The 25,128-nt window shown below is 68.9% G+C and carries 24 protein-coding genes; 7 read left to right on the top strand and 17 right to left on the bottom strand.

From position 1 onward, the window contains the following. Positions 1 to 2: 2 nt before the first annotated feature. The 5 genes from AB0M51_RS31365 to AB0M51_RS31385 are packed head-to-tail and all read right to left on the bottom strand — an operon-like array spanning position 3 to position 4,261. Complete coding sequence (locus AB0M51_RS31365) at positions 3 to 974, bottom strand: DivIVA domain-containing protein (RefSeq protein WP_344193526.1); 972 nt, start codon at positions 972 to 974, stop codon at positions 3 to 5. Positions 975 to 1,029: 55 nt separating this feature from the next. Beyond that, positions 1,030 to 1,875: a TIGR00730 family Rossman fold protein gene (locus AB0M51_RS31370; protein WP_344193034.1), complete on the bottom strand. Its 846-nt coding sequence runs from the start codon at positions 1,873 to 1,875 to the stop codon at positions 1,030 to 1,032. Positions 1,876 to 1,912: 37 nt separating this feature from the next. Continuing rightward, entirely contained in the window at positions 1,913 to 2,977 is a 1,065-nt protein-coding gene (gene dapE / locus AB0M51_RS31375) for a succinyl-diaminopimelate desuccinylase (protein ID WP_344193032.1), read from the bottom strand. Then, positions 2,974 to 3,660 carry a VOC family protein gene (locus AB0M51_RS31380; protein WP_344193030.1) on the bottom strand — a complete coding sequence of 229 codons (687 nt, stop codon included), beginning with the start codon at positions 3,658 to 3,660 and terminating at the stop codon, positions 2,974 to 2,976. Before AB0M51_RS31380 ends, dapE begins: the two co-directional genes overlap by 4 nt. Positions 3,661 to 3,670: 10 nt before the next feature. Beyond that, the gene (locus AB0M51_RS31385; RefSeq protein WP_344193029.1) at positions 3,671 to 4,261 is read right to left on the bottom strand and encodes an ABATE domain-containing protein; all 591 of its coding nucleotides are present in this window, start codon (positions 4,259 to 4,261) and stop codon (positions 3,671 to 3,673) included. Between the two features lie 63 nt (positions 4,262 to 4,324). Here AB0M51_RS31385 and AB0M51_RS31390 point away from each other — a divergent pair, with 63 nt between their 5' ends. The 3 genes from AB0M51_RS31390 to AB0M51_RS31400 are packed head-to-tail and all read left to right on the top strand — an operon-like array spanning position 4,325 to position 6,086. After that, positions 4,325 to 4,975 (top strand): pyridoxal 5'-phosphate synthase, encoded by a 651-nt coding sequence (locus AB0M51_RS31390; RefSeq protein WP_344193027.1) that lies wholly within the window; start codon positions 4,325 to 4,327, stop codon positions 4,973 to 4,975. Further along, a complete protein-coding gene (locus AB0M51_RS31395; protein ID WP_344193025.1) occupies positions 4,966 to 5,631 on the top strand; it encodes a maleylpyruvate isomerase family mycothiol-dependent enzyme in 666 nt (221 codons plus the stop codon). Before AB0M51_RS31390 ends, AB0M51_RS31395 begins: the two co-directional genes overlap by 10 nt. Beyond that, on the top strand, positions 5,628 to 6,086 hold the full coding sequence (locus tag AB0M51_RS31400) for a GNAT family N-acetyltransferase (protein WP_344193023.1): 459 nt from the start codon (positions 5,628 to 5,630) through the stop codon (positions 6,084 to 6,086). The genes AB0M51_RS31395 and AB0M51_RS31400 overlap by 4 nt, the downstream gene beginning before the upstream one ends. Here AB0M51_RS31400 and AB0M51_RS31405 read toward each other — a convergent pair. From AB0M51_RS31405 to AB0M51_RS31425, 5 genes are read right to left on the bottom strand one after another with little or no spacing between them, the layout of a single operon-like run. Beyond that, complete coding sequence (locus AB0M51_RS31405; protein WP_344193020.1) at positions 6,073 to 8,100, bottom strand: DUF4185 domain-containing protein; 2,028 nt, start codon at positions 8,098 to 8,100, stop codon at positions 6,073 to 6,075. The genes AB0M51_RS31400 and AB0M51_RS31405 overlap by 14 nt on opposite strands. Positions 8,101 to 8,103: 3 nt before the next feature. Next, positions 8,104 to 9,129 carry a glycoside hydrolase family 172 protein gene (locus AB0M51_RS31410; RefSeq protein ID WP_344193018.1) on the bottom strand — a complete coding sequence of 342 codons (1,026 nt, stop codon included), beginning with the start codon at positions 9,127 to 9,129 and terminating at the stop codon, positions 8,104 to 8,106. A gap of 9 nt (positions 9,130 to 9,138) precedes the next feature. Further along, complete coding sequence (locus AB0M51_RS31415) at positions 9,139 to 9,939, bottom strand: carbohydrate ABC transporter permease (RefSeq protein ID WP_344193016.1); 801 nt, start codon at positions 9,937 to 9,939, stop codon at positions 9,139 to 9,141. After that, a complete protein-coding gene (locus AB0M51_RS31420) occupies positions 9,926 to 10,879 on the bottom strand; it encodes a sugar ABC transporter permease (protein ID WP_344193014.1) in 954 nt (317 codons plus the stop codon). The genes AB0M51_RS31415 and AB0M51_RS31420 overlap by 14 nt, the downstream gene beginning before the upstream one ends. Continuing rightward, positions 10,879 to 12,237 (bottom strand): sugar ABC transporter substrate-binding protein, encoded by a 1,359-nt coding sequence (locus AB0M51_RS31425; RefSeq protein WP_344193012.1) that lies wholly within the window; start codon positions 12,235 to 12,237, stop codon positions 10,879 to 10,881. The genes AB0M51_RS31420 and AB0M51_RS31425 overlap by 1 nt, the downstream gene beginning before the upstream one ends. Positions 12,238 to 12,489: 252 nt before the next feature. Between AB0M51_RS31425 and AB0M51_RS31430 the strand changes: the two genes are divergently transcribed. The 4 genes from AB0M51_RS31430 to AB0M51_RS31445 all read left to right on the top strand — a co-directional run bounded on the left by AB0M51_RS31430 (position 12,490) and on the right by AB0M51_RS31445 (position 16,284). Then, complete coding sequence (locus AB0M51_RS31430; protein WP_363751667.1) at positions 12,490 to 13,143, top strand: SIS domain-containing protein; 654 nt, start codon at positions 12,490 to 12,492, stop codon at positions 13,141 to 13,143. After that, a complete protein-coding gene (locus tag AB0M51_RS31435; RefSeq protein WP_344193008.1) occupies positions 13,140 to 14,078 on the top strand; it encodes a ribokinase in 939 nt (312 codons plus the stop codon). The genes AB0M51_RS31430 and AB0M51_RS31435 overlap by 4 nt, the downstream gene beginning before the upstream one ends. Positions 14,079 to 14,147: 69 nt before the next feature. Further along, entirely contained in the window at positions 14,148 to 15,149 is a 1,002-nt protein-coding gene (locus AB0M51_RS31440) for a LacI family DNA-binding transcriptional regulator (protein ID WP_344193006.1), read from the top strand. 130 nt (positions 15,150 to 15,279) lie between these two features. Next, the gene (locus tag AB0M51_RS31445; RefSeq protein WP_344193003.1) at positions 15,280 to 16,284 is read left to right on the top strand and encodes a LacI family DNA-binding transcriptional regulator; all 1,005 of its coding nucleotides are present in this window, start codon (positions 15,280 to 15,282) and stop codon (positions 16,282 to 16,284) included. Here the strand turns inward: AB0M51_RS31445 and AB0M51_RS31450 are convergent. From AB0M51_RS31450 to AB0M51_RS31480, 7 genes are read right to left on the bottom strand one after another with little or no spacing between them, the layout of a single operon-like run. Beyond that, positions 16,262 to 16,900: an SGNH/GDSL hydrolase family protein gene (locus AB0M51_RS31450; protein ID WP_344193001.1), complete on the bottom strand. Its 639-nt coding sequence runs from the start codon at positions 16,898 to 16,900 to the stop codon at positions 16,262 to 16,264. The genes AB0M51_RS31445 and AB0M51_RS31450 overlap by 23 nt on opposite strands. Further along, complete coding sequence (locus tag AB0M51_RS31455; protein ID WP_363751671.1) at positions 16,897 to 17,826, bottom strand: glycoside hydrolase family 130 protein; 930 nt, start codon at positions 17,824 to 17,826, stop codon at positions 16,897 to 16,899. The genes AB0M51_RS31450 and AB0M51_RS31455 overlap by 4 nt, the downstream gene beginning before the upstream one ends. After that, the gene (locus tag AB0M51_RS31460; protein WP_344192997.1) at positions 17,823 to 19,118 is read right to left on the bottom strand and encodes an extracellular solute-binding protein; all 1,296 of its coding nucleotides are present in this window, start codon (positions 19,116 to 19,118) and stop codon (positions 17,823 to 17,825) included. The genes AB0M51_RS31455 and AB0M51_RS31460 overlap by 4 nt, the downstream gene beginning before the upstream one ends. A gap of 11 nt (positions 19,119 to 19,129) precedes the next feature. Next, positions 19,130 to 20,011 (bottom strand): carbohydrate ABC transporter permease, encoded by an 882-nt coding sequence (locus AB0M51_RS31465; protein WP_344192995.1) that lies wholly within the window; start codon positions 20,009 to 20,011, stop codon positions 19,130 to 19,132. After that, positions 20,008 to 20,904 (bottom strand): sugar ABC transporter permease, encoded by an 897-nt coding sequence (locus AB0M51_RS31470; RefSeq protein ID WP_344192993.1) that lies wholly within the window; start codon positions 20,902 to 20,904, stop codon positions 20,008 to 20,010. Before AB0M51_RS31470 ends, AB0M51_RS31465 begins: the two co-directional genes overlap by 4 nt. Beyond that, positions 20,897 to 23,905 (bottom strand): glycoside hydrolase family 38 C-terminal domain-containing protein, encoded by a 3,009-nt coding sequence (locus tag AB0M51_RS31475; protein ID WP_344192991.1) that lies wholly within the window; start codon positions 23,903 to 23,905, stop codon positions 20,897 to 20,899. Before AB0M51_RS31475 ends, AB0M51_RS31470 begins: the two co-directional genes overlap by 8 nt. Continuing rightward, entirely contained in the window at positions 23,905 to 25,098 is a 1,194-nt protein-coding gene (locus AB0M51_RS31480) for a DUF4185 domain-containing protein (protein WP_344192989.1), read from the bottom strand. The genes AB0M51_RS31475 and AB0M51_RS31480 overlap by 1 nt, the downstream gene beginning before the upstream one ends. Between the last annotated feature and the right edge of the window lie 30 nt (positions 25,099 to 25,128).

Below are 25,128 nucleotides of genomic sequence, written 5' to 3' on the forward strand. Positions count from 1 at the left end.
CATCAGCTGGGCCGCTGATAAGCCCCTTCGCCCTCCTGCCCGTTCGGCTGTTCCGCTTGGGGTGCCGGCTGGCTGAGCTTCAGCCGGTCGTACTGCTGCGCGGGGGTAAGGGGCGTTGCCGGCTGCGACGTGTTCGGCGCAGCCTGGTGATAAGCATCCTGCGGAGGCTGCTCTTCCTCCTGGGGTTGCTGGGTGGCCGCGTCCTCGTGCGGCTCTTCGTGCGGCTCTTGCGGGGCCGGGGTGCGGCGGGGGGTTACGGGCTGGGACTGGGCTTCCAGTACGGCGCGTGCTTCGGCCTGGAGGCGTTCGTACTCGTCCGCGGCGGCCTGGCCCGCCCGCGTCTCCGGCTCCGCGTCCGCCGCGTCCGTCGTACCGGCAACTTCTGCCTCAGCGCCGTCAGCACCCGTCGCGCCACCATCGGACGTACCGGCACGCGCAGTACCGGCTGGGCCATCTTCCGGCGTACCAGCGTTCGCCGAACCGGTGGCGCTCTCATCGGATGCGGCCCCCGCGGCATCCGCCGCGCCTGGCTGGTCGCTGGAGGTGTCGGACTCGGCCGGGTCTGCTTCCGTAGTGGTGTCGGGAGGCGGGAAGTCGCCGCCGACGAGGATGGGCTGCTGGGTGCCGGTGTCGTCGAATTCGGGGGTGCCGTACGGGCGGGACGTGAAGCCGTGGCCCTCGGGGGAGTCGACGATCGGGGCTACGGCGCGTTCGAGGTCGGCGATCCGGCGGTCGCGTTCGGCGACCTCCTTCGCGACGCGTTCGAGCAGGGTGTCGACCTCGTCCATCCGGTAGCCGCGCAGGCCCACCGCGAACCGGGCCGACTCGATGTCGGTCGAGGTCAGCGCCTGCCGCGCCGGCACCGTCATGTCGGGACGGTCGTCGTACGCCGTACTCATGGCACCCCAACGACCCGAGGCCACTACCGCGACAGCCCCGATCAACAGCACCACGATCAGCCCGAAGAACCACATCACGGGACCGATCGTGCCATGCCGCCCGAGTCAACCGCACAATCACCCAGGGAATTCAGCTTCCGTCGGAGCCCAGCCGGTGCGAGCGGGAGCTGCCGGCGACCTCGGACGCGGCGGCTTCGGCGGCTTCGTCGGCGGCGGCGTCGGCGAGCTCGCCGGACTTCACGATGTAGCTGATCGCCTCGTCGACGTCGTCGGTGACCACGAACATGTCGAGGTCGGCGGGCGAGATCTTCCCGTCCTCGAGCATCGTCGTCCGCAACCAGTCGACCAGCCCGCCCCAGTACGACGTACCGAACAGCACGACCGGGAACGACGTGACCTTCCGGGTCTGCGCCAGCGTGAGCGCCTCGAACAGCTCGTCGAGCGTGCCGAACCCGCCCGGCATCACCACGAATCCCTGGGCGTACTTCACGAACATCGTCTTCCGGGTGAAGAAGTACCGGAAGTTCATCCCGATGTCGACCCACTCGTTCAGGCCGTTCTCGAAGGGCAGCTCGATGCCGAGCCCGACCGACACGCCGCCGGCCTCGGAGGCGCCCTTGTTCGCGGCCTCCATCACGCCCGGCCCGCCACCGGTGATCACGGCGTACCCCGCGACGACCAGCTTGCGGCCGAACTCCTCCGCGGCGGCGTACATCGGGTCGTCCGGCTTGGTCCGCGCCGACCCGAACACGCTGATCGCGGACCCGAGCTCGGCCAACATCCCGAATCCCTCGATGAACTCCGACTGGATCCGCAGCACCCGCCACGGGTCGGTGTGCACCCAGTCCGACGGCCCGCGGCTGTCCAGCAGTCGCTGCTCGGAAGTGGAGTGCTGCACCTGCTTGCGGCGCATCACGATCGGCCCGCGCTGCTGCTGGCCGACCGGACGGTCGGGGTGGATCGATGGTTCTGACATGCCACCAGGTTATTGCCTGGTAGGTAACGGGGCCCGTCTAGGCGCGGTCTGTCAACCAAGTCCTCAGCCGCTGTTCACACAGCTCGATCTCGGCCTCCGGCACGAACTCGTCCTGCTTGTGCGCGTACAGCGGGTCACCCGGCCCGTAGTTCACCGCCGGTACGCCGAGCATCGTGAACCGCGCCACGTCCGTCCACCCGAACTTCGGCTGCGGCTCCCCGCCCACCACCTGCAGGAACGCGGCCGCGGCGGGCCGCTCGAGCCCGGGCAGTCCGCCGGGCGCCGAGTCCGTCACGACCACGTCGTACCCCTCGAACACCTCCCGCAGATGCGCCTCGGCCTCCGCCTCCGACCGGCTCGGCGCGAACCGGTAGTTGACGGTCACCGTGCACAGATCCGGTACGACGTTCCCCGCGACGCCGCCGCTGATCGCGACCGCGTTCAGCCCCTCGCGGTACTCGAGCCCGTCGATCGGCACCCGGCGCGGCTCGTACGCCGACAGCCGCGCGAGCACCTCACCCGCGGCGTGGATCGCGTTCGAGCCCATCCACGAGCGGGCCGAGTGCGCGCGTTCGCCGCGGGTGCTGACCTCGACCCGCAGGGTGCCCTGGCAGCCGGCCTCGACCACGGCGTTCGACGGCTCCATCACGACCGCGAACACGCCTTCGAGCAACTCCGGGTTGGAGCGGGTCAGCTTGTACAGCCCGTTCCGCTCCGCCTCGATCTCCTCGCAGTCGTAGAAGACATAGGTGATGTCCCGGTTCGGCTCCTCGAGGGTCGCGGCCAGCCGGAGCGCGACCGCGACGCCGCCCTTCATGTCGCACGCACCCAGGCCGTGGATCAGCCCGTCGGCGCGGCGGGCCGGGAGGTTGTCGTTGAGCGGCACGGTGTCGAGATGCCCGGCGAGTACGACGCGCTCGTCGCGACCGAGGTCGGTGCGTGCGACGACGGTGTTGCCGTGCCGGAACACCTTCAGGTGCTGATGCACCGAGAGCGCCTTCTCCACCTTGTCGGCGAGCTTCTCCTCGGTCCCACTGACCGAGGAGACGTTGACAAGCGCCTCGGTCAGATCAGCGGCACTCGCGGTCAGGTCAAGCTTCATTCGTCCTCCGACGGGGGCAGGAACACGCAGAACTCGTTGCCCTCGGGGTCGGCACAGACGTGCCAGCCGATCTCGCTGTCCCGGGGCCGGAGCAGTGTCGCACCCGCGTCCAGGACCGGTTGCAGGGCGGGTGCAGTCACGTCCCAGTGCACGCGGTTCTTCACGGTCTTCGGCTCCGGGACCGGGACGAACACCCAGTACGGGAACGGGAGGCCTGGGACGTTCTCGAGCCAGTACCACGGGTGTTCCGGCGTACTCGCGACGTCGCCGCCGACCACGCCCGCCCACCAGCGCGCCTGCCGCTCCGGGTCGGCCGAGTCCACCACCAGCTCCATCAGCCGGTACGCCGGGTCGGTGTCGCGGACGAATCCGCAGAACTCGCCACCTTCCGGGTCCGTCAGTACGTTCCAGTGCTGCTCGCCCGACTGCGGGAGCTGCACGGTCGCGCCCGCCGCCTCCAGGTCGGCGACGGCGCGGGTGTGCACGTCCAGGTGGACACGGTTCTTCACCGTCCTCGGCTCCGGGACCTGGCACATCCAGACGGTCTTCTCCGGTACGTCGCCGACCAGGACGTTCGGGTTGTCGGCCGGCGCGGTGAGGCCGATCACCCGTCCCCAGAACGCGGCCATCTCACTCGGACAGGCGACGTCCACACACAGGTCCTTGAACCGCGCGACAGTCATAGCTCCAAGGCTATCCGGCGGTCCGTTTCCGGTAGTGCCGGTTCACCCGCTCCCGGTTCCCGCAGGCCGGCGAGCACCAGGTCTGCCGAGGGTCGTCCTGCAGGAAGTACTTCACACAGCGTGCCGCCGGACACGCCCGCAGCCGATGCCGATCCGGTCCGGCCATGAAGTCGACCGCCGACCGCCCGACCGCGCCCACCAGCAGGTCCACCGGATCTTCCGTCCGCAGTCCCCACCGCACCCGCGGCTCGTCCTCCCACACCAACTCGCTACTACCCAACAGGCGCGCCGCGTGGTTCACCGCCTCGAGCGCCTCACTCAGATCCATCAGCCGATCCGCATCGGCCTTCGACGGCGCCCACGGCGCAACCGCCCGCGCGAACAACGCCCGCACCGCCCGCCTGACCTCCACCAACTCCCGCCGTACGAGCTCCCCCCGCCACCCGCCCGCTCCGGTTTCCGGACCGAGCACGGCTATGACGAGGTGGTTGTGGTCAGTTAGCCAGGCGGTTGCCTGCTCCGGGGTGGAGAGGAGGTCCGCGATGCCGCCGTGGCCGTCGTGCTTGATGGTGGCGGCCAGGGCGAAGGCCAGCGTGGTCATCTGGCGATACTAATGGGATATCCGCTTGCTGCCATGTGAACACCTCCCCTAGGGTCTCGAAGCGTGAGTGATCTCCGCACGCGGCTACGCGCCGTACCGACGTTGACCGGGACCCCGCCGGACTGGGATCCCTCAGCCGCCCCGGACTCCCCGCACGACCTGTTCGTCGACTGGCTGCTGACGGCGATCGACCGCGACGTCGTCGAGCCCTGCGCCGCGACCCTCTCGACGGTCCGCCCCGACGGCCGGCCGAACGCGCGGATCCTGATCCTCAAGGACGTCACCACCGAGGGCTGGCAGTTCGCCTCGACGTCGACCAGCCGCAAGGGCGAGGAGCTGACGACCTCGCCGTACGCCGCGCTGACCTTCTACTGGGTCCCGCTCGGACGGCAGGTACGCATCACCGGGCGGGTCGCGCCCGCCGCGCGCGAAGACTCCGAGCGCGACTTCCTGCAACGGCCGCTCGCGGCCCGGGCGGAGGCGCTGGTCGGCAGGCAGAGCGCAGTACTCGCGGATCGCTCGGACATCGAGGCGGCCGTGAAGGAACAGCAGGACCGGATCGTGCTCGACCCGGACCTGGTCGCGCCGAACTGGACCTTGTACACGCTGCACGCGGACGAGGTGGAGTTCTGGCAGGCCGACCCGGACCGCCGGCACGTACGCCTGCGGTACGACCTCGACGACACCTGGACGAAGGAATTCCTGTGGCCCTGAACGACGTACACGCGATCGCCGACCGGCTGCTCGCCCTCACCGCGGACCTCGACGACCCGACCGCACGCGGCGACTCGGTGCTGCCCGGGTGGTCCCGCGGTCACGTGATCACGCACATCGCGTACTTCTCCGAGGCGATGACCCGCCAGGTCGAGGAAGCCCTCCAGGGCCGGCTCGTCGAGGTGTACGACGGCGGCCGCCCGGCCCGCGACGCCGCGATCGAAGCCGGCGCCGGCCGTCCCGCCGCCGAGCTCAAGACCCACCTGACCCAGGCGGTCGGCACGCTGCTCGCGTCCTGGGACAAGGTCAGCCCGACGGACTGGCCGCTCCCGATCCTGCACCGCAACAGCAACCTGTCCGCCGGCTTGCAGGCCACCTGGCGCGAACTCACCATCCACACCTCGGACCTCGACCTCGGCGTGACCCCCGCCGACTGGTCCGAGGACTTCTGCCTGCACCTCCTCGACTTCCTCCGCCCCCGCACCCCCGACAACACCCACCTGATCCTCCAGTCCCCCACCACCACCTGGGACAACGGCACCGGCGAAGGCATCCTCCTGACCGGCACCTTCCCCGACCTCACCGCCTGGTACGCCGGCCGCCCCACCCCAGGCCCCGTCACCGGCCCACTCCCCGACCTCCTCCCCTGGCCGTGAACATCACCGCCGTACCAGCCTCCGACGCCCTCGCCACCACCACCGAGGCGCTCCTCGCACAGCTACCGGCCTGGTTCGGCATCGCCGAGGCCAACGCGGAGTACGTGAACGCGGCGCGCACACTCAACGGACTGGTAGCGCGCGTAGGCGACGAGCCGGTCGGCGTGCTCCTCCATCGGAGGCACTTCCCGGAGGCAGCGGAGATCCACCTGATGGCAGTCGGGCCCGACCACCACCGTGAGGGTGTTGGTCGGGCTCTGGTCAACCAGCTGCTGACAGAACTGCGCCGGGACGGGTGCGAGGTACTCCAGGTGAAGACCCTGGGCCCCTCGCACCCCGACCCCGGCTATGCAGCCACCCGGAAGTTCTACCGGGCGATGGGGTTTCGGCCGGTGGAGGAGTTGCAGGGGTTGTGGGGGAGCAACCCCTGTCTGCTGATGGTCATGACACTGTGAAGTCGTCTACCTGGATCCAGGTGTCTTTGTTGGGGGCGTTGAAGCCGGCGTAGACCGTGAGTTCGTGGACGTTCGGTGGGACCTTTACCGTCACCTCGTGGTGGACGTAGCCGGTGCCGGCGCCGAACGTTGTGCTCGCCAGGTCCGTCGTGCCGTTGCGGACGCCGAACCGCCCCTGGTCCGCGGGGAGGTTGGCTGAGGCGTTGATCCAGGAGCCGAAGGTGTACGTCGTCCCGGGCACGACCGGCACGCTCTGGTACAGGTCGCTGAAGCCCGTGCACGTGCAGCGGATCCAGCCGTTGCTGGCGCCCGAGTGTGCGAAGCCGAGGCCGCGGTCGACGCCGTTGGCCGCCGTACCCTCGAACAGCCACGCAGGCTTCCCGCCGCCGGTCCCCTCGAACCCGCCGTCCGCCACCTGCGACACGTACCGCACCGCCAGCTCGGACACCGTCGTGTACGAACGCGTCCCACCAGGCAACCCGATCACCCGCACCCCGTCGGTCTCCTGCGTCGGGAACGTGATCGTGTACGTCGTGTTCGCCCCGGCCGACGCATCCCCCGGGTACGCCGGCGACACCGTCTGCGAGCCGACCTCGACCCACTGGCCGTCACGGCGAACCTGCACCCGGGGACGCCCGGTGAAGTACCCGCCCTCGGCGGACACCGCGCCCGACGTGAACTCGACGTTGTTCACCTTGTGCCGCGCCGCCCACTCGTACCCCCACCACGACGCGCCCTTCACCTCGTCGTCGAAGTCCGACTCGCTCCCGGTCTTCGCACCGTCGTTCATCAGCGCGAGGCTGCCGGACTGCGACGACTTGGAGATCGCGACACCATCAGCCGCGAGATTGTCCGGCCCGGGCAGGTTGGAAGCAGGCGCATCGGACGACGGCGTCAGCACCAGCTTGCGGAGATTGAAGTTGTAGACCGACGTACCGATCCCGCCACCGCCGCAGGGGCAGACGTTCGCCTGGATGTACATCGTCTTGCCGTCCGGCTGGACGAACTTCGACGGGATCGTCACGCCGTACCCGCCGTACTTCGACGTCGACCACGGATACCCGCCGAAGTCCTTGGACAGGAAGTGCTTCCACGGGCCCCAAGGCGTCGGCGACTCGTAGAACTCGAAGGTGTACTCGGTCCACGACGTGTAGACATATCGCTTCTGCGCCGGCAGGTACGTGACCCCGCCCTGGCTGATCACGCTCAGGTTCGACGCGTTCGTCCCGTACGTCTGCGCGTACAGCCGGCGGGTGTCGGTCAGCACCGGCTTGCGGTCCGCGAGCTTCGCCGACCACCCGGACCCGGTGTAGAACTTCCACGCGCTCCGGTTCTGCACCTCGTCCCGCGGGACCCGGGCCAGGAACACCGACTGCGGATCCGCGACTGTGTCGTCGAACGAGTCCCTCCAGTTCCCGTCCAGTCCATAGGCATAGACGTAGCCGTCCGGTGCCGACGCACCACCGCGACCGAAGTCCGCGAACCAGATCGTCGTGAACTCGTGGTTCGAGAACATCGGCTTGGACTTGTCCCACGTCCAGGTCCGCCCGTGGTCCGTCGACTTCAGGATGGTCGCCGCCGGTACGTCGTTGAAGTCCAGCGCGAGATCCTGTACGGCGAGGTACAAGGTGTCACCCACGCACACCATCCCGGTCGGCTTCCGGTTGTACCCGGCGCCGCTCCAGATCTGGCCGACCTGGTCGCCCTTCGAGATCGTTGCCCCGGACAAGTTTCCCGGCGTGCCGTTGATCTCGCTGACCGCGACATCGGCGAAGTCCCCGTCGGTGCTGAAGCCCTTGCCGTCGCCGTTGGCGGCGTACAGCTTGTCGTTGCCGGCCCAGCAGGACGGCCAGAGGTCGCCGTCACTCTTGCTCGGCGTGCCCTTCGACTCGACCTGGACGGTGCCGATCGGAGTGGTGCTGGGAGTAGGTGACGGGGAGGCGGACGATTGGGTGAGCAGTGTCGCCGTTCCGAAGACCAGCGGCAGGACAGCGAGCAAGGCCCCACGCTTCATGAGCTATCCCTTCAAGGTTTGGTACCAGTACGCGACCGACGACCAGTCGTCGCTGCGCTTGTTCGCGTGCCCGTGCTCGATGGTCACGCGGATCGACCTGAAGAACGTGATCGGATCCTCGATGTGGAAGCGGTACAGAGAGATCTCACCGCTCCAGTTGGGTCCGCCCGGCAGCGTGATGCCGTGGTACGGCGCGGAGTACGCCTCGCTCGGGCACCACGCGGTGTTGAAGTAGTCCTCGGTCCCCGTGCCGTGCAGCGACGGCGGGAACGGCTCGCCGTCGATGAAGATCATGTCGTCGCCCTCGCCGTACCAGTTCCATTCGGGCGAGTCGCGCAGGTTCCGGATGCTCACCACGCATCCGACGTAGTGACCCTTCCCTTCGGTGTCGAGGACGACGTAGTTCCCGTCGCCGGTGAGGTTCGTGCCTTCGACCTGGTACTGCCGCAGCGTCTCCGAGCCCTGCTCGACCCCGTCGGTCGGGTTCTGCCTGTTGTACGACGCGTGGAAGTACCCGAGGCCGTCCTGTGCGCCGTCGAAGAGCTCGTAGTCCACGTAGTAGTAGAAGAACACCGGCGCCGACGTCAGCTCCGAGACGATCTCCACCCGCGCCCTCGACGCGAACGGCATGTGGAACCAGCAGTTGAAGCCCTTCCCGTCCTGCGGGCTCATCTGCAGCGGCGCGGACACGAAGTTCACGGTCTTCCCGTGCCCGACGCCGAAGAAGTCCCCGAGCGGCACCAGCACGCTCGGCTGTGAGGAGTCCTCCCAGGTGATCCGGAGAATCAGCTTCCGCAGGTAGTCCCCGTCGGCCTCGTCCGGTCCCCACGGGCTGTCCCGGGCGACCGTGCACCAGATGTGGTTGATCGACCCGGGCCCCTCGATGTCCGCCAGTACGGCGGTCTCGCCCGGGCGGATCGTCAACCGGTCGTCGTTGCCGCCGGTGCGGTCCCAGCTGGACGCGCGGCGGCGCTTGGAGTCCCGCAGTCGAGGCAGATCACGCAGACTGCTCCCGTAGTCGCCGTACATATGAGCCTTTCACTTGAGTCCGGTGGTCTTCATCGCGTCGACCAGCCGGCGCTGGCCCGCGACGAACACCACGACCGTGGGGACGGCCGCGATCACGGCGGCCGCGAGAATGAGGTTCCAGGCGGCCGCGTACTGCCCCTGCATGCCGGAGATGCCGAGCTGGATGACCCGGATGTCCGGGTTGCGGGTGATGGTCAGCGGCCAGAGGAACGCGTTCCAGTTGGCCAGGAAGAACAGCACCGACAGCGACGCCAGTACCGGCCGGCTGAGCGGCAGGATGACGCTCCAGTACCGCCGCCAGTACCCGCAGCCGTCGAGGTCGGCCGCCTCCTCCAGCTCCCGCGGGATGTTCAGGTAGTACTGCCGGAGCAGGAAGATCCCGAACGCGTGGAAGATGCTCGGCACGATCAGGCCGGCGTAACTGTCCAGCAGACCGAGCTGCTTCGCGACCAGGAACAACGGGACCAGGATCACCGGCAGCGACACGAGCAGCGTCGACATGATGCCGGAGAAGATGATCCCGCGCCCCGGGAACCGCAGCCGGGCCAGCGCGTACGCCGCCATCGAGTGGAAGAACAGCGCGATCACGGTGACCGTCACCGACACGATCGCGGAGTTCAGCATGAACCGCGGCATCGGGATCTTCAGCAGTACGTACTGCAGGTTGCTCAGCGTCCAGTGCGCCGGCCAGCCGAAGTTGAAGATCTCGTCGGCCGGTTTCAGCGCGCTGACCAGGATCCACAGCAGCGGCAGCACCGCGACGATCGCCAGGACGTGCGCAATGATCGGCAGGACTCTAATCCTCGTCAAAGCGGCCTCCTCGGGTGAAGCCGAACATCAGGCCGGTACAGATGATCAGCAGGGCCACCACCACGGTCGTCAGCGCGGCGGCGTACCCCATGTTGTTGAAGGTGAACGCCTGCTCGTAGATGTAGAGCACGACCGTGCTGGTCGCGCGCGCCGGGCCGCCCTTGGTGAGTACGTAGACCAGGTCGAACGCCTGCAGGCCGGTGACCGCGCCGATCGTCGAGTTCACCACGACGAAGAAGCTGGTCGGCCGGAGCAGCGGCCAGATCACGTACCGGAACCGTTGCCAGGGGCCCGCGCCGTCGATCGCCGCGGCGTCCTCGAGCTCCTTCGGCACGTCCTTCAGCCCGGCCAGGAAGACCAGCATCTGGTACCCCATCAGGAACCACACGCTGATCACCACATAGGTGCCGAGGGCAAGCGACGGCGTACCCAGGAAGGACACGTCGCCGAGGCCGAACGGCGCCAGCATCCGGGACAGGGCACCGCGCTTGTCGACCAGCAGGAACTGCCAGATCAGGCCGACGACGACCAGGCTGACGACGTTCGGCAGGAAGAACGCCGACCGTACCCAGCCGATGCCCTTGAAATGGTTGCGGACCAGCATCGCGAGCGCGAAGCTGACCACGAACGCGATCGGCACGAACGACACGACGTACAGCGCGGTGACCTTCAGCGAGTCCCAGAGCTGGTCGTCGCCGGCCATCAGCTTGTAGTTGCCGAGGCCGATGTACTGGTAGTTCCCGAACCCGTCGACCTTGAAGAACGCGACGCCGAATGCGAGCAGCATCGGGATCGCGACGAAGATCAGCAGGCCGATGGTGTCCGGCGCGAGGAAGGCGTACGCCGCCAGCGCCTCGCGCCGCTTCCGGGTCAGGCCGGCCCGCGGTCGCGCGTGCTGCTCGACCTTGTGGTCCGACGGTGGGGCTGTCGTGGTCACCATCAGCTGATCGGCGCACCCTGGTAGGTCTTCAGGAACGTGTCGATCTTCTGCGCGGCCTCGGACGCCGCCTTGGCCGGATCGGCGCCGTTCAGCTGGCAGGCCTGGATCGCGTCCGCGATCGGCTGGTACACCTCCGGTGGGAACCGCGGCTCCGGCTTCCCGGACGGAGCGATGTCCGTGACGAACTTCTTCAGGACGCCGTCCGCGAACGCACCCTTGGCGTCGGCCGCCTGCTGCACCGACTTGCGCGGCGGCAGGTTGGTCTTCACCACGGTGTTCCACTGCCGCTGCCGCTCGACGCCGGCCGCGTCGGTCGAGCCGAGCGCCCAGGCGATGAACTTGGCCGCGGCCTCCGGGTTCTTGCCCTTGGAGTTCGCGACGAACGCCCAGCCGCCGAGGTCGGTGGCCGCCTTGCCGCCGTCCGGGGTCGGCAGCGGGATGATGCCGTACTTGAAGTTCTTGGCCTTGGTCCGCATGTCGGAGACGGCCCAGATCCCGCTCTGCTGCATCGCGGCCGCGCCGGAGCCGAGGTTCGACGGTACGTCGCCGCCGCCGGTGCCGAGCGACTTGCGCGGGGCGACCTTGGTCTTGATCGTGTCGCCCCAGAACTTCAGCGCCTGGACGGCGGCCGGCGAGTCGAACGCGGACTTGCCGTCCTTGATCGCGTTCCCGTCGCCCTGCCAGAGGAACGGGTACCAGGTGAAGTTCTGGTAGTAGCCGGGCGCGGTCTCGAACATCACGCCGTACCGGTCCTTGCTGGTCAGCTTCTGCGCGACGGCGAGCGTCTGGTCCCAGGTCTTCGGCAGGTCCGCCTCGGACAGGCCGGCCTTCTCGAACGCGGCCTCGCTGTAGTACATCGCGAGCGGCTCGATCTCCATCGGCAGGCCGTACACCTTGCCGTCGACGCTGCGGGCTTCCAGGAGCCCGGGCAGGTAGTCCTTCTTGGACTCGTCGGACAGCGCGGGCCCGAGATCCTGCAGTACGCCGCCGTTGTAGTAGCGGAGGAAGTCGCCCGGGCTGATCAGGAAGATGTCAGGGCCCTGCCCGGACTGGAACGCGGTCTGGAGGGTCGAGCCGTTCATGTAGTCCTTGTTCGGGACGTACCGCAGCTTGACCTTGACGTCGTTGTTCTTGTTCCACTCCGCGACCGTGTCGACGAACCACTTGCTCTGCGGGCCCTGGTCGTCGGACGGGCCGTAGAAGTTCCAGAACGACAACTCCTTGCCACCGCCGGACGAGGAGTCGCCGCCGCAGGCCGAGAGCAGCGATACGCCGGCAGCGGACGCGGCGAGGGCACCGAGCCCGCCACGCAGGACGGACCGGCGGCTGAACCGGGCAGGGGAGGGTGTTGCAGCCATCAGGGTGCTCCAGAGGTCGGAACGATCGAGCCGGGGCCGGTGCGGCCGGCTCGAAGGGCAATCGATTTCTCGCAATCTACGAGCGCTCGTCCGGGCCGGTCAAGGGCCGCCTGGGTGACGATGTGATCAACTCTGCCGATTCCCGCGTACACACAGGGTTTCGTGCCGGCCGTAGACGTTGACACCGGCTCACCCCACTGCCTAATCTGCGGAAATCGATTTCTGAGATGAGAGGCGCTGGGGATGCCAGTTGTGCCGAACCGTGCGTCCGCCCACCGCACGGCCGACGAGCTGTCCAGGGACCTGGTGGCACGGGGGCTGCAGGCGGCGCGGGACGCCATCGAGACCGAAGCAGCAGCCGTGTCGGCACTCGCCGACCGGCTGGACGGAGTGTTCCTGGAGGTGCTGACCGCTGTCGCCCGGTGCGAGGGCCACCTGGTGGTGACCGGCCTGGGCAAGTCGGGCCTGGTCGGGCGGAAGATCGCCGCGACCCTCGCCAGTACCGGCACGCCGGCCACGTTCATCCACTCCGGCGACGCGCTGCACGGCGACTCCGGGGCGGTCACGTCCCGGGACCTCGTCCTCGCGCTGTCCGCGTCCGGAGAGACCGCCGAGGTGGTCGCGTTCGCCCGGATGCTGCGCGAACGGCAGATCCCGGTGATCGCGATGACCGGCCGCGAGGAGTCCACGCTCGCCCGGCTGGCGACGTACACGCTGGACACCATGGTGCTGCGCGAGGCCGATCCGCTGAACCTGGCACCGACCGCGTCCACCACCGCCTCGCTCGCGATGGGCGACGCGCTCGCGTGCGCTCTCGTCGTACTGCGGGAGTTCAGTCACCGCGACTTCGCCCAGTTCCACCCGTCGGGTGCCCTCGGCAAGCGTCTGTCGGAGGAGTCGTCATGACAGATGTTTGTGTGCTCGGGTCGTTCATGAAGGATCTGGTCGCGTCCGCGGAGCGGAGGCCGTTGCCGGGCGAGACGCTGCACGGCACCGGGTTCGCGGAGCACCTCGGCGGCAAGGGCGTGAACCAGGCGATCGCGGCGGCCCGGATGGGCGCCCGGACCGCGATCGTCGGCACGATCGGCGAGGACCGGTACGGCGAGGAGTTCCTCGAACTGCTCCGCTCGAACGGCGTCGACACGTCCTGGGTCGTCCGGCACCCGTCGCTCGGCACCGGCGTCGGACTGCCGCTGGTGCTGCCCGACGGCGGGAACTCGATCATCATCGTCTCCCGCGCGAACGCCGCGATCACCGCCGTCGAGGTCGAGGCCGCGCGCGAGGTACTGACCGGGAGCAAGGTGCTCAGCGTGCAGCTCGAACTCCCGGTCGAGGCGAGCCACGCCGCCCTCCGGCTCGCCTCGACCGCGGGCGTCACCACGATCCTCACCCCGGCCCCGGTCGGGCCGATCGACCCGGCGCTGGCGAAGTACGTCGACGTCCTGGTGCCGAACGAGGTCGAGGCCGCGGCGCTCACCGGGCTGGACTGCGACGACGAGTCGCAGGTGCCGGTGATCGCGCGGAAGCTCGCCGAGGACTGGGACCTGCGGGCCTGTGTAGTGACGCTCGGGTCGCGCGGGGCGTTCGTCCTCGACCGGGACGGCGGGGTCGAGGAACGGGTCGCGGCACACCAGGTCGACACCGTCGACACGGTCGGCGCCGGGGACGCGTTCTGCGGTTCGCTGGCCGCGTCGCTCGCGGACGGCGCCGGGCTGGTGGACGCCGTACGGCTGGCGAACGCGGCCGGCGCACTGTCCACCACGGTGAACGGCGCCGCCGCCTCGGCCCCGTCCCAGGCCGCGGCGCTGGCGCTGCTGGACGGCGCCAGTTCGGTGACATGAGATCCTTTGTGAGGGATCGGGGTTAGAGTGCGATCCAGACGACCATCGGATCTCCAGCGGGGAGCGGGTATGACGACGATCTACGACGTCGCGCGTAGGTCGGGGGTGTCGCCGGCGACGGTGTCGCGGGTGCTGAGCGGCCGGCGCAACGTCGACCCCGAGCTGTCCGAGAAGGTCCGCGCCGCGGTCGCCGAGCTCGGGTACCGGCCGAACGGCGTGGCCCGGAACCTGCGGAAGTCCTCCACGAACCTGTGGGCGGTGGTCATCTCGGACATCGAGAACCCGTTCTTCACCTCGCTGGTCCGCGGGCTCGAGGACGTCGCGCAGACCGAGGGGTACCACGTCGTACTGTGCAACTCCGACGAGGACCCGGCCAAGGAAGCGGCGTACGCCTCGGCGGTGCTGACCGACCAGATGGCCGGCGTGGTGATCTCGCCGACGTCGACCGCGGAGGGCGTGCAACTGCTCGCGGACGCGAAGATCCCGCTGGTGATGATCGACCGCCGGGTCGAGGGCGTCGAGGCGGACACGGTGCTGGTGGACAACGAGCACGGGGCGTTCGAAGGCGTCAAACACCTGATCGACGGCGGGTACCGGCGGATCGCCTGCATCACCGGGCCGCGGAAGGTGTCGACCGCGATGGACCGGCTGGCCGGGTACCGGTCGGCGCTGCGGGCCGGCGGGATCCGGTACGACAAGGACCTGGTGCGGCACGCGGACTTCCGCGAGGCCGGCGGGTACGCCGCGATGGAGAGCCTGCTGGAACTGCCCGATCCGCCCGAGGCACTGTTCGCCACCAACAACCTGATGACCGTCGGCGCCCTGGAATGCCTGGCCCGCAAGGGGCTGCGCGCCCCCGACGACATCGCCCTGGTCGGCTTCGACGACATCCCGTGGGCGGACCTGGTGATCCCGAGCCTCACCACGGTCGCCCAGCCCACGTACGAACTGGGCCGCACCGCCGGCATGCTCCTCAAGGACCGGACCACCTCCCCCGGCCGCCCACCCTCCACCGTCACCCTCCGCACCGAACTCCACATCCGCGCCACCTCCGCCCCCAAAAAGAACTAACCGGACACCCCTCGCGGCGTGCGCCGAGTCGTGGGAGATGGTGGCGATCCGGAGCCGGTCGTACGCTGCTGGGGGACCTGGTCCGTGAGGATGGAGCTGTTATGTCAACGTTGACATTACAATGCAGGGTATGAGTGAAACTCCGCGGCGGCCGCGGCTCGAGGATGTGGCCGCGACTACCGGCGTCAGTATCAAGACGGTGTCGCGGGCGCTGCGTGGGGATCCGAAGGTGCGGGAGTCGACGCGGCAGCGGATCGTGGCCGAGGCGGATCGGCTCGGCGTGCAGCTGAACGACGTCGCGGCGGGGTTGCGGCGGAAGAACCAGGCGATGACGTCGATCGGGGTAACCCTCGGCGACTGTACGAACCCGTTCTTCGCGCCGATGCTGCGCGGGATCCACTCGGTCGCCTCGGAGCGCGGGTACCTGGTGCTGACCGCCGACGCGCAGAACGACCCGGAGCTCGAACACCGGGCGATCCGGTCGTTCTTCGCGCACCGGGTCGCGGGGCTGATCATCGCACCGGTCGGCAACGACCTCGGCTACCTGGCGAACGAGGCCCGCTTCGGGTCGGCGATCGTGTTCGTCGACTCCCCTCCTCCAGGCCTCGGTGAGTCGATGGACTCGGTCACCACCACCAACGCGGCCAGCACCCGCGCGGGTGTCGAGCACCTGCTCGCGAAGGGCCGCCGGCGGATCGCGTACCTCGGTCACCCACGCAGCGGCAGCGGCGCCGAGGAACGCTGGGCCGGGTACGTCGCCGCGCTCGGCGCCGCGGGGATCGCCGTCGACCCGGCGCTGGTCCGGGACAACCTGGTCAGCGAGGAGGACGCCCGCCGCGCCGCCGAGGACCTGCTGCCGTCGGCCGCGCCGGACGCGGTCTTCGTCGACAACAACCGGCTCTGCACCGGGCTACTGCAGTCGCGGGCCTTCGCGAGTCACCGGATCGACACCGTCTGCTTCGACCGCTTCGAACTGGCCGCGGCGTTCGGCGTCTCGGTGATCGACAGCGACCCGTACGACGTCGGCCGCGCCGGCGCCCAGCTCCTCTTCGACCGCCTGACCGACCCGACCCGCGCACCCCAGCGCCTCGAGGTCCCGGCCCGCCTGGTCGTCAACGACGTACCGACGTACTAACAGCAGATGGGGAGGTGAGCTGGCGCAGCCAGGCGTCCGCCAACGCCGCATGACCGGCAGGCGTCGGGTGTACGCCGTCGAACAACCAGTGCTCCGGGTTCTTGTTGCCCGCGGCAAGCTCCGCGAACAGCCCGTCCGCCGCGACCAGCCGGGCCCCGAACTCCCGGGCCAGCTCCCGCACCACCTGGATCTTCGCATCCAGGTCGGGCCGCCACGTCCACTGCTCCTCCTTCACCGGCAGCAGGAACGGCTCGATCAGCACGAGCTGTACGTCGGCCAACGGCTCCAGCAACCGCCGGTACCCGGCCCGGAACACGTCCGCCGACACCTCGTCATGCCCGAACGAGAACCGGTACCCGGTGTCGTTGATCCCGATCAGGATCGACACCACGTCCGGCCGCGCATCCAGTACGTCGGCCCGCCACCGCCCGCCCAGCCCGGCGAGGGTGTCGCCGGAGATCCCGGTGTTCATCCACTCCGGCGACTCCTGCGGCCGCCGCATCCCCCACTGCCCGGCCACCAGCAACGGGTACCCGTACCCGAGCGGGTTGTCGGTCTCCCGTCGATGGCAGTCGGTGATCGAGTCCCCGGTGAACATCACCCGCGGCCCGGTCATGACGGCGTGTACGTCGCGACACCGATCGTGGTGTCGCTCTGCCCGTAGTACGCGAACCAGGTCCCGCGATGGAACACGAGCCCCTCGACGAACGTCACGTTGCTGACCAGCCCGTTCTGATCCTCATACGTACTGGGCTCCAGCCAAGGCTCGGTCAGTTTCGCGACGACGGTGCCGGGCCGGGCCGGATCGATCAGCACCTGCCCGCACGCGTAATACACCCCGCCGTCCGGCTGGACCACCGCGCTGTTGTGCATCAGCAGCACATGACCGGTCCGGGTCAGGATCGGCTGCGGGCCCGTCTCCACCAGGTCGCCCATGAACGTCCCCGGCTCCGGCCGCAGTACCGGCGTCGGCTCGGCCTTCCAATGCAGCAGATCGTCCGACACGGCGAGGTGGATGTTCCCCTCGCCGAACCACATCAGGTACCGCCCGTCGACCGGCTCCGGCAGGATCACCCCGCCCTTGCTCCACTCCGGCCCGGGCGTCTCGCGCACCCCGGCGAACGTGTTGATCCCGGGGAACATCGGGCCGTGTTTCTCCCACGTCCGCAGGTCCGTCGACGTCGCCAGGCACAACCGGGCCGTGTGCCGGTCCCACCCGGTGTAGGTCAGGTAGTAGGTGCCGTCGACGAGCACGACCCGCGGGTCCTCGCACCCGTACCGCTCGTAGTCCTCGGTCGGCACCATGATCGGCTCCGGCTCGGTCTCGAACGTGATCCCGTCGTCGGACCAGGCGAGTCCGAGATGCGACACGATGTCGTCGGCGTGCGCCCGGTACACCAGCGCCACCCGCCCGTCCACCACCAGAGCCGCCGGGTTGTAGACGTTGGCCGACTCCCAGTCGTGCCGCCCCGGCCGGAGGATCGGGTTCTCCGGCCGCGGCACGAACGGGCCGAACGGGTAGTCGACCGCGGGCGTACTCACTTGGCCGCCAGCTTGTTGATCCCGGCAACCATTCCGTCGATCCCGGCGGACAGGTCCTTCTTCCCGGACAGCGCCGGGTTCCAGGTGGTCCCGACGACGTCCCCGGCCGGCGTCGACCACGGGTCCAGGAACTGCGTGACGAACTTGTCCTTCACCCCGAGCTCGTACGTCGCGGTCGCGGCGATGCTCTTCGCCGCCGCGTCACCGGCCTGCAGGGACTCGTAGTACCCCTTGGAGCCGGGCTCGTACGCGATCGGCGCGATCGGCTGGTCCTTCATCGTCTCGTTGAACCCGGTGACCTCCATGTAGCTGATCACCTTCCAGGTGCTGTCCGGGTCCTTCAGCGTGGCCGGCGAGCAGACGCCGTTGGTCTCGATCGGCTGCACGGACTTCGCCGTACCGGCCGGCCAGGGCGCGTAGCCCCAGGCGAACTTCGGCTTGTTCTGGGTGATCGACTGGTGCAGCCACTGGCCGCCGAACATCAGCGGGATGCCGCCGTTGGCGAACTTCGCGACAGCGTTCGTACCGTCGTAGTCCGGGTTCGTCATCTCGCCGGCCTTGATCGCCTTCGCCATCCGCTCGGCGCCGGTCCGGAAGGTCGCGTCGGCCTGGACCTGCTTGGACCCGATCGGCTTCTCGACGATCGGCGCGCCGCCGTTCGCGACGGAGTACGCCGAGACGCCCTGCGGGCTCTCCAGCAACGCCCACGCGGTCACCAGCGGCGTGGACTTGGCGTCGGTCTTCTTCAGCGCGGCGATGTCGGCGTACAGCTCGTCCCAGGTCCAGCCGATCGCCGGGGTCTTCAGCTTGGCCTTGTCGAAGTCGGCCTTGTTGTAGAAGAACCCGTACGTGTTCGCGAGCGTCGGGATCCCGTACAGCTTGCCCTCGGCGTTCCGCCACAGGTCGAGCGAACCAGGCGAGAACTTGTCCTCCTGCAGCCCGTCGCCTTTCTTCAGGTACGACGACCAGTCGTACAGCAGGCCTTCCGCGGCGAGGTTCTGCTCCTGCGAGTTCGAGCACCAGAAGAAGTCCGGCGCCTTCTTGGACATGATCAGCGAGGCGAGCTTCTGGGCGTAGTCCGCGTTCGGCGACTCCTCGCGCTTGACCGTGACACCCTGCAGCTTGGCCATGCTCTTGTCGAGCGCCTGGTTGGTCGGCACCGACTCCCAGGTCATGTAGCTGACCGTCCCGCCGTCCTTCCCGGAGCCGGCGCCGGAACCGCCGCCGCACCCGGCGAGCGCGAGCCCGGCGACGACGAGTACTGCTGTCGGCCAGGACCTTGGTTTGGGCATGATCGATCTCCTCATTTCGCGATGGTTCCGAGGGCGCCGAGGCCCTCCATGAAGTAGCGCTGGGCGAGGAAGAACAGCACCAGCGGCGGTACGACGAACAGCAGGTTCGTCGCCATGTAGTAGTTGTACTGAGAGCCGGCCTGGTCGGAGAGGAACGCGGCCATCCCGAGCGGCAGCGTGAACTTCTTCGCGTCCTGCAGGTAGACCAGCGGGCTCAGGTAGTCGTTCCAGGCGAACTGGAAGGACATGATCGCGATCGTGATCCAGACCGGTTTGGTGAGCGGGATCATGATCCGGGTGAAGATCATCCAGTGCCCGGCGCCGTCGATGGTGGCCGACTCGTCCAGGTACTTCGGGATCGACTGGTAGTACTGCCGCGCCAGGAACACGAAGATCGGGCTGCCGAAGAAGGCCGGCAGGATCAACGGCACCCAGGTGTCGATCAGCCCGAGGTTGATGTACAGGTGCTGCAGCGGGATCAGCCCGACGATGCCCGGGACGAAGATGCTGCCGGAGATCAGCGCGAACCAGAACCGGCGGCCCGGGAAGTCGATCCGGGAGATGCCGTACCCGACGATCATCGAGCTGACCACCGCGCCGACCGTGGACAGCACCGTGACGATCACGGTGTTCAGCAGCAGCCGGTAGAACCCGATCTGCGCCGGACCGTCGACGAAGTTCGCGGCCCGGAACTCCCGCGGCAGGAAAGCCGGCGGCAGCTGGTTGATGTCGCCGTTGCCCTTCAGCGCGATGCTGATCATCCACACCAGCGGCAACAGCATCGACACCGCGAGCAGCCCGCACAAGGCGTACCAGGCAACCCGCGACAGCATCAACGGCACCCGCTGCGTCATCGCCGCCGGGCGTGCCACCACCAGCGCCTCGGCCGTCATGCGCCTTCTCCTTGATAGACACGATTCCGGGTGAGGCGCAGCATCACGACGGTCACCAGCATCACAATCACGAACAGCACCCATACCTCGGCGGTCGCGTACCCGAGCTGCGGCGAGGTGATGAAGTCGGCGAACCCGTCGTTGTAGATCTTGTACATCAACAGGTTGGTCGAGTGCCCGGGTCCGCCCTTGGTCAGGATCGCGACCTGGTTGAAGGTCTGGAACGCGCCGTTCAGCGCCAGCATCAGCTGGAGCATCATGATCGGCCCGATCATCGGCAGCGTGATCCGGGTGAACCGCCGGAACGCGTTCGCGCCGTCGACCTTCGCGGCCTCCTGGATCTCCTCCGGCACCGCCTGCAGGCCGGCCAGGAAGATCATCATCGTGCCGCCGACGCCCCACACCCCGACGATCAGGATCGCCGGCAGCGCCACGTGCGCGTCGCCCAGCCACAGACTGGTCGGCAGGTGCAGGAACTTCAGGATCTGGTTGGCCAGCCCGTACGTCGGGTCGTAGATGTACTTCCACAACGTCAGGACGGCGACCGCGGGCAGCACGACCGGCAGGTAGAAGATCGTCCGGAACACCTTGACGCCCGCGATCGTGCGATTCACCACGACCGCCAGTGCCAGGCCGGCGATCAGCGTGGCCGGGACCGAGATGACCACCCACAGCACGGTCACCTTCAACGACGGCCAGAAGGTCGGATCGCTGGTGAACAGAAACTTGTAGTTCTCCAGCCCGACCCACTTGGCCGGGGTCAGCCCGTTCCACTGGGTGAACGAGTGGTAGAGCGACGTCACCATCGGGTACGCCACGAACAGCAGCAACCCGATGATCGCCGGCGAGATGAACAGGTACCCGAGAATCGTGTCCCGGCTGCGTTTACTCATCATCGGTCTCCTGCACCCGGATGCGCACGGTCAGGATCTGGAACGGCCGCAACGAGAACAGCGGCTCGTCGACGGTCTCGAGCGGACGTTCGAGCAGGTCCACGATCTCGGCGCCCACGGCAACGAAGTCCCAGCTCAGCCGGGCCGTCGTCCGCGCACCGAGGGACTCGTACAGCCGGACGATCACGTCGCCCGACCGGTCCTCGGCGAGCTTCACCGTCTCGATCACCACCCCGGCTCCGTCGACCGTGACGAGCGGTGCCGGTGCCGACGTACCGCGGATCTCCCGGACCGGGAGGTTCAGCCGCAGACCGGCCTCGACCGCGTCGTCGATGCCGGCACCGGACACCAGCGTGTAGCGCGCGTGATGCCGGCCCTGGTCGGTCTCCGGGTCCGGGTACCGGGGGGCCCGCAACAGCGACAGCCCGATCCCGGTGCCTGCCCGGCCCGCGAGCGGATCACCCGCCGATCCGGACAGCCGCCGGATGTCGTGCCCGTACGTCGAGTCGTTGGCGACGGCGACCCCGAAGCCGGGCTCGCCGACGTGCACCCAGCGATGCGCGCACACCTCGAACTTCGCCTCGTCCCAGGTGGTGTTGTCGTGCGTCGGCCGCCGCAGGTGCCCGAACTGGATCTCCGCGGTCGCCTGGTCGGAGCGGACGTCCACCCCGAACATTGCCTTCAGCAACTTCTCCCGCTCGTGCCAGTCCACCTCGATCGCGAACTCCACCCGGTCCGCGCCGGCCGGGATCGTGATCGTCTGCTCGTACGTCGACGCGCCGTGCACCCGTCGTACCTCGACCACCACCGCGTCGGGGCGTTCGGTGACGCGCAACGAGTCGACCGCCCGGAGCGGCGCGGCCGTCGTCCGGTAGAAGGAGTCCAGGTCCCAGGCGTCGAACGCGTTCGGCAGGTCGTGGTGCAGCACCAGGTCGTTCAGCCGCTGACCCTCGGCCACCAGTTCGCGGTCGTACCGGGTGTCGACGAGCGAGGTGATCGTGCCGTCCGCGGCGATCGTGACCCGCAGTACGCCGTTGTCGACGATCCACTGCTCACCGTCGAACTTCGCCGTCACGCTTGCACCGATCGCCCGAGCCGCGTCGGATGCGCCGAGGGCGGGAATGCCGTCGATCGTCAGTGGGACCGCGTTGAAGCGGATCGGGGTGTCGCCCGCGCCGGCCAACGTGCCGAGGGCAGACCCGATCAGCTCCTCCAGTTCCGCACCGGCCTTCGCATACGCCTCCCGTGCCTCCCGGTGCACCCACGCGATCGAGGAGCCCGGCAGTACGTCGTGGAACTGGTGCAGCAGCACCGTCTTCCAGATCCGGTCCAACGCCTCGTACGGGTACGGCGCCCCGGTCCGGATCGTCGCCGTCGCACACCACAGCTCGGCCTCGCGGAGCAGGTGCTCGCTGCGCCGGTTGCCGCGCTTCATCGCCGCCTGCGACGTGTAGGTGCCGCGGTGAGCCTCCATGTAGAGCTCGCCGACCCACACCGGCGCGTCCGGGTACTCGGCCTCGGCGCGCTCGAAGAACGCCGTCGGCGTCAGGTGCTCGATCGGCGGCGCACCTTCGAGATCGGCCTGCCGGCGGGCGCGCTCCATCATCACCGCGGTCGGCCCACCACCGCCGTCGCCGTGCCCGAACGGGACCAGCGAGGTGGTCGCACCCGCATGATCGCGGAAGTTCTTCGTCGCGTGGTTCAGCTCGGCCGGGGTCAGCTCGGACAGGTACGTGTCGACCGGCGGCAGGTGCGCGAACAGCCGGCTGCCGTCGATTCCCTCCCACCAGAACGTGTGATGCGGGAACGGGTTCGTCGGATGCCACGCGAGCTTCTGGGTCAGGAACCAGCGGAACCCGGCCAGTACGGCGATCTGCGGCAGCGCGGCGGAGTACCCGAACGAGTCCGGCAGCCACACCTCCCGCGGCTCGACCCCGAACCGCTCGGCGAAGTACCGCTTGCCGTGCACGAACTGCCGGACCAGCGCCTCGCCGCCCGGCATGTTGGTGTCGGACTCGACCCACATCCCGCCGGCCGGCACGAACCGCCCGGCCGCGACCGCGTCGGCGATCCGCGCGAACAGCTTCGGCTGGTGCTCCTCGATCCAGGCGTACTGCTGCGCCTGCGAGCAGGCGAACCGCAGCTCCGGGTAGTCGTCCATCAGTGCCAGCACGTTCGAGAACGTCCGCGTGCACTTGCGCACGGTCTCCCGCATCGGCCACAACCAGGCCGAGTCGATGTGCGCATGCCCGACCGCGGCAACCCGGTGCGTGCTCGGGGCGGCCGGCTGCCCGAGCACCGGCGCGAGCTCGGCCCGCGCGGCGTCCACGCAGTCGTGGATCCGCTCCGGGTCGATCACGTCGCAGGCGCGGTCGAGTGCCCGGAGGATCTTCGACCGGCGCGGGTCGTCGGCGGCCAGTTCGACCGCCCAGCCGATCAGTACGTCGAGATCGACGGCGAGCGCGTCGGCCCGGTCGTCGAGCGCGACCAGCTCGGCCCGGCGGAAGCGGTACTGCGGTTCGCCGTCGACGTCGAGCCCGTCGCCGAGCCCGGTCGGGCGGAACGCCTTCGCGGCGATGTCCGGGTTCGCGGCGGCCTCGACGTACAGGTCGACCGTCGTCGTTCCCGGATCGAGCCGGACGTACCGGCTTCGTGGGTGTACTCCCTTGATGATGCTGCCGTCCGCGCGATACACGAGGCCCTCGCACTGGAAGCCGGGGCCGCCGTCGAAGCCGAGGTCGACGACCACGGCCGCGTCCCACCCGGCCGGGACGTCGCCGCTCAGGTGGAACCACGCGGTCGTCCACGCCGGGCCCCAGGTGGACCCGGCGGTGAACGGCTCGAACGGTCCGGCGGTCGCCTGCTCGAACGGCTCCGGCTCGCCCGGCAACCGGCGTACGGCCAGCTGCAGCGGCGCCGCACGGCGCTCGACGGCGGGTTGCACCCGCTCGTCGAGCATCCGGCGGGCCCGGTCGATCGTGCGTTGTGGATGCTGATGCATCACGACCCCTTCGCGAAGCGGACCTTGACGAGCATCTGGGCGCCGGTGGACGAGGTGTAGTACGTGTAGTACTTCGTCAGCCCGTCCGCGCTGGTGTACTCCGGGTGCGCGAACGCGGCGTACTCGATCCCGCTCGTCTTGGCGGCGGTGAACAGCTTGGTCGGCGTACTCCACGGGCCCCACGGGTTGGGCGCCGTCTGGTACTGGACGTCCTGGGACTGGAACTGCATGAACGTGTTGACGTAGGCGCCGAACGCGCTGTCCCAGTACACGGTCGAACCGGCGGCGCCGTTCGCCTTCACCTGCACGGTCTTGCTCGGATCCGTCGACCACTGCGGATTACCGTTGCTGTCGGCACCTGTGTAGAAGCGCCACTGGGAGATGTCGGTGACCTGTGCGACCGGGACCTTCGCGACCGCGCAGCCGTCGAGGGTGCACTTGCCGTAGCCGTAGAGCGTGTTGCCGACCAGCACCATCGCCTGGCCGCCCCAGTCCTGACCGGCCGGGAAGAACAGCGTGTTGTCGGTGCCCTCCGGGCTCGGGATGTCGGCCGGGCGATTGGTCGCGGTCAGCCGGGTGATCGTCTTGGTGTCCATGTCGACCGAGAGCAGGCCGGTGCCCTGCGCCTGGCCGACGAAGCCGGACTCACACGGCGTACCGACGCGACCGCCGCGGCAGAGCTTGCCGTACGACACCAGGATCCGGTGCCGCGCCTGGTCGACCACGGCCGGACCGGGCCAGTGCGCGAAGACGGTCCCGCAGTACTCGTCGGTCGAGTTCGTGCAGTCGGACGACGCGTGCTGCTCCTGGAACGCGGTCTCGGCCGCGGAGAACGGGACGAACTCGGGCGGTACGCCGGTGGAGTGCTCGTCGAGCGGGTTCGCCGAGGTCAGCGTGATGTTGTCGCTCGCGTCCAGGTCGCTGGTGGTCGCGGCGGTACTGGTCAGGAAGCCGTCCGGGTTCTTCAGGATCGTGTCGTCGAAGAACCACACCGACTGGTTGCCGTACCGGACGCTCTGACCGTTGTCGCGGGCGGCGTTGTGCGGGTTCTGGGTGATCGGGCCGAGCTCGGTCGCGCTCTCGACCACCAGGTTCGAGGAGCGAGGTCTCGCCGGCGCGGCCGCCGCCGGAACCGAGAGGGCGGTCGCGGCGAGCAGCGCCGCGAGGACGAGGGGGATGCGGGATTGACGCACGGTTGGTACTCCCTCACTGAGTGACAGCAA

The sequence above is a fragment of the Kribbella sp. NPDC051137 genome (assembly GCF_040682535.1).
Classification (GTDB): domain Bacteria; phylum Actinomycetota; class Actinomycetes; order Propionibacteriales; family Kribbellaceae; genus Kribbella; species Kribbella karoonensis.

Coding starts and splice junctions, on each gene's coding strand:
- AB0M51_RS31365 (WP_344193526.1), bottom strand. CDS start 974: ATGTGGTTCTTCGGGCTGATCGTGGTGCTGTTGATCGGGGCTGTCGCG.
- AB0M51_RS31370 (WP_344193034.1), bottom strand. CDS start 1,875: ATGTCAGAACCATCGATCCACCCCGACCGTCCGGTCGGCCAGCAGCAG.
- dapE (WP_344193032.1), bottom strand. CDS start 2,977: ATGAAGCTTGACCTGACCGCGAGTGCCGCTGATCTGACCGAGGCGCTT.
- AB0M51_RS31380 (WP_344193030.1), bottom strand. CDS start 3,660: ATGACTGTCGCGCGGTTCAAGGACCTGTGTGTGGACGTCGCCTGTCCG.
- AB0M51_RS31385 (WP_344193029.1), bottom strand. CDS start 4,261: ATGACCACGCTGGCCTTCGCCCTGGCCGCCACCATCAAGCACGACGGC.
- AB0M51_RS31405 (WP_344193020.1), bottom strand. CDS start 8,100: ATGAAGCGTGGGGCCTTGCTCGCTGTCCTGCCGCTGGTCTTCGGAACG.
- AB0M51_RS31410 (WP_344193018.1), bottom strand. CDS start 9,129: ATGTACGGCGACTACGGGAGCAGTCTGCGTGATCTGCCTCGACTGCGG.
- AB0M51_RS31420 (WP_344193014.1), bottom strand. CDS start 10,879: ATGGTGACCACGACAGCCCCACCGTCGGACCACAAGGTCGAGCAGCAC.
- AB0M51_RS31425 (WP_344193012.1), bottom strand. CDS start 12,237: ATGGCTGCAACACCCTCCCCTGCCCGGTTCAGCCGCCGGTCCGTCCTG.
- AB0M51_RS31435 (WP_344193008.1), top strand. CDS start 13,140: ATGACAGATGTTTGTGTGCTCGGGTCGTTCATGAAGGATCTGGTCGCG.
- AB0M51_RS31440 (WP_344193006.1), top strand. CDS start 14,148: ATGACGACGATCTACGACGTCGCGCGTAGGTCGGGGGTGTCGCCGGCG.
- AB0M51_RS31445 (WP_344193003.1), top strand. CDS start 15,280: ATGAGTGAAACTCCGCGGCGGCCGCGGCTCGAGGATGTGGCCGCGACT.
- AB0M51_RS31450 (WP_344193001.1), bottom strand. CDS start 16,900: ATGACCGGGCCGCGGGTGATGTTCACCGGGGACTCGATCACCGACTGC.
- AB0M51_RS31460 (WP_344192997.1), bottom strand. CDS start 19,118: ATGCCCAAACCAAGGTCCTGGCCGACAGCAGTACTCGTCGTCGCCGGG.
- AB0M51_RS31465 (WP_344192995.1), bottom strand. CDS start 20,011: ATGACGGCCGAGGCGCTGGTGGTGGCACGCCCGGCGGCGATGACGCAG.
- AB0M51_RS31470 (WP_344192993.1), bottom strand. CDS start 20,904: ATGAGTAAACGCAGCCGGGACACGATTCTCGGGTACCTGTTCATCTCG.
- AB0M51_RS31475 (WP_344192991.1), bottom strand. CDS start 23,905: ATGCATCAGCATCCACAACGCACGATCGACCGGGCCCGCCGGATGCTC.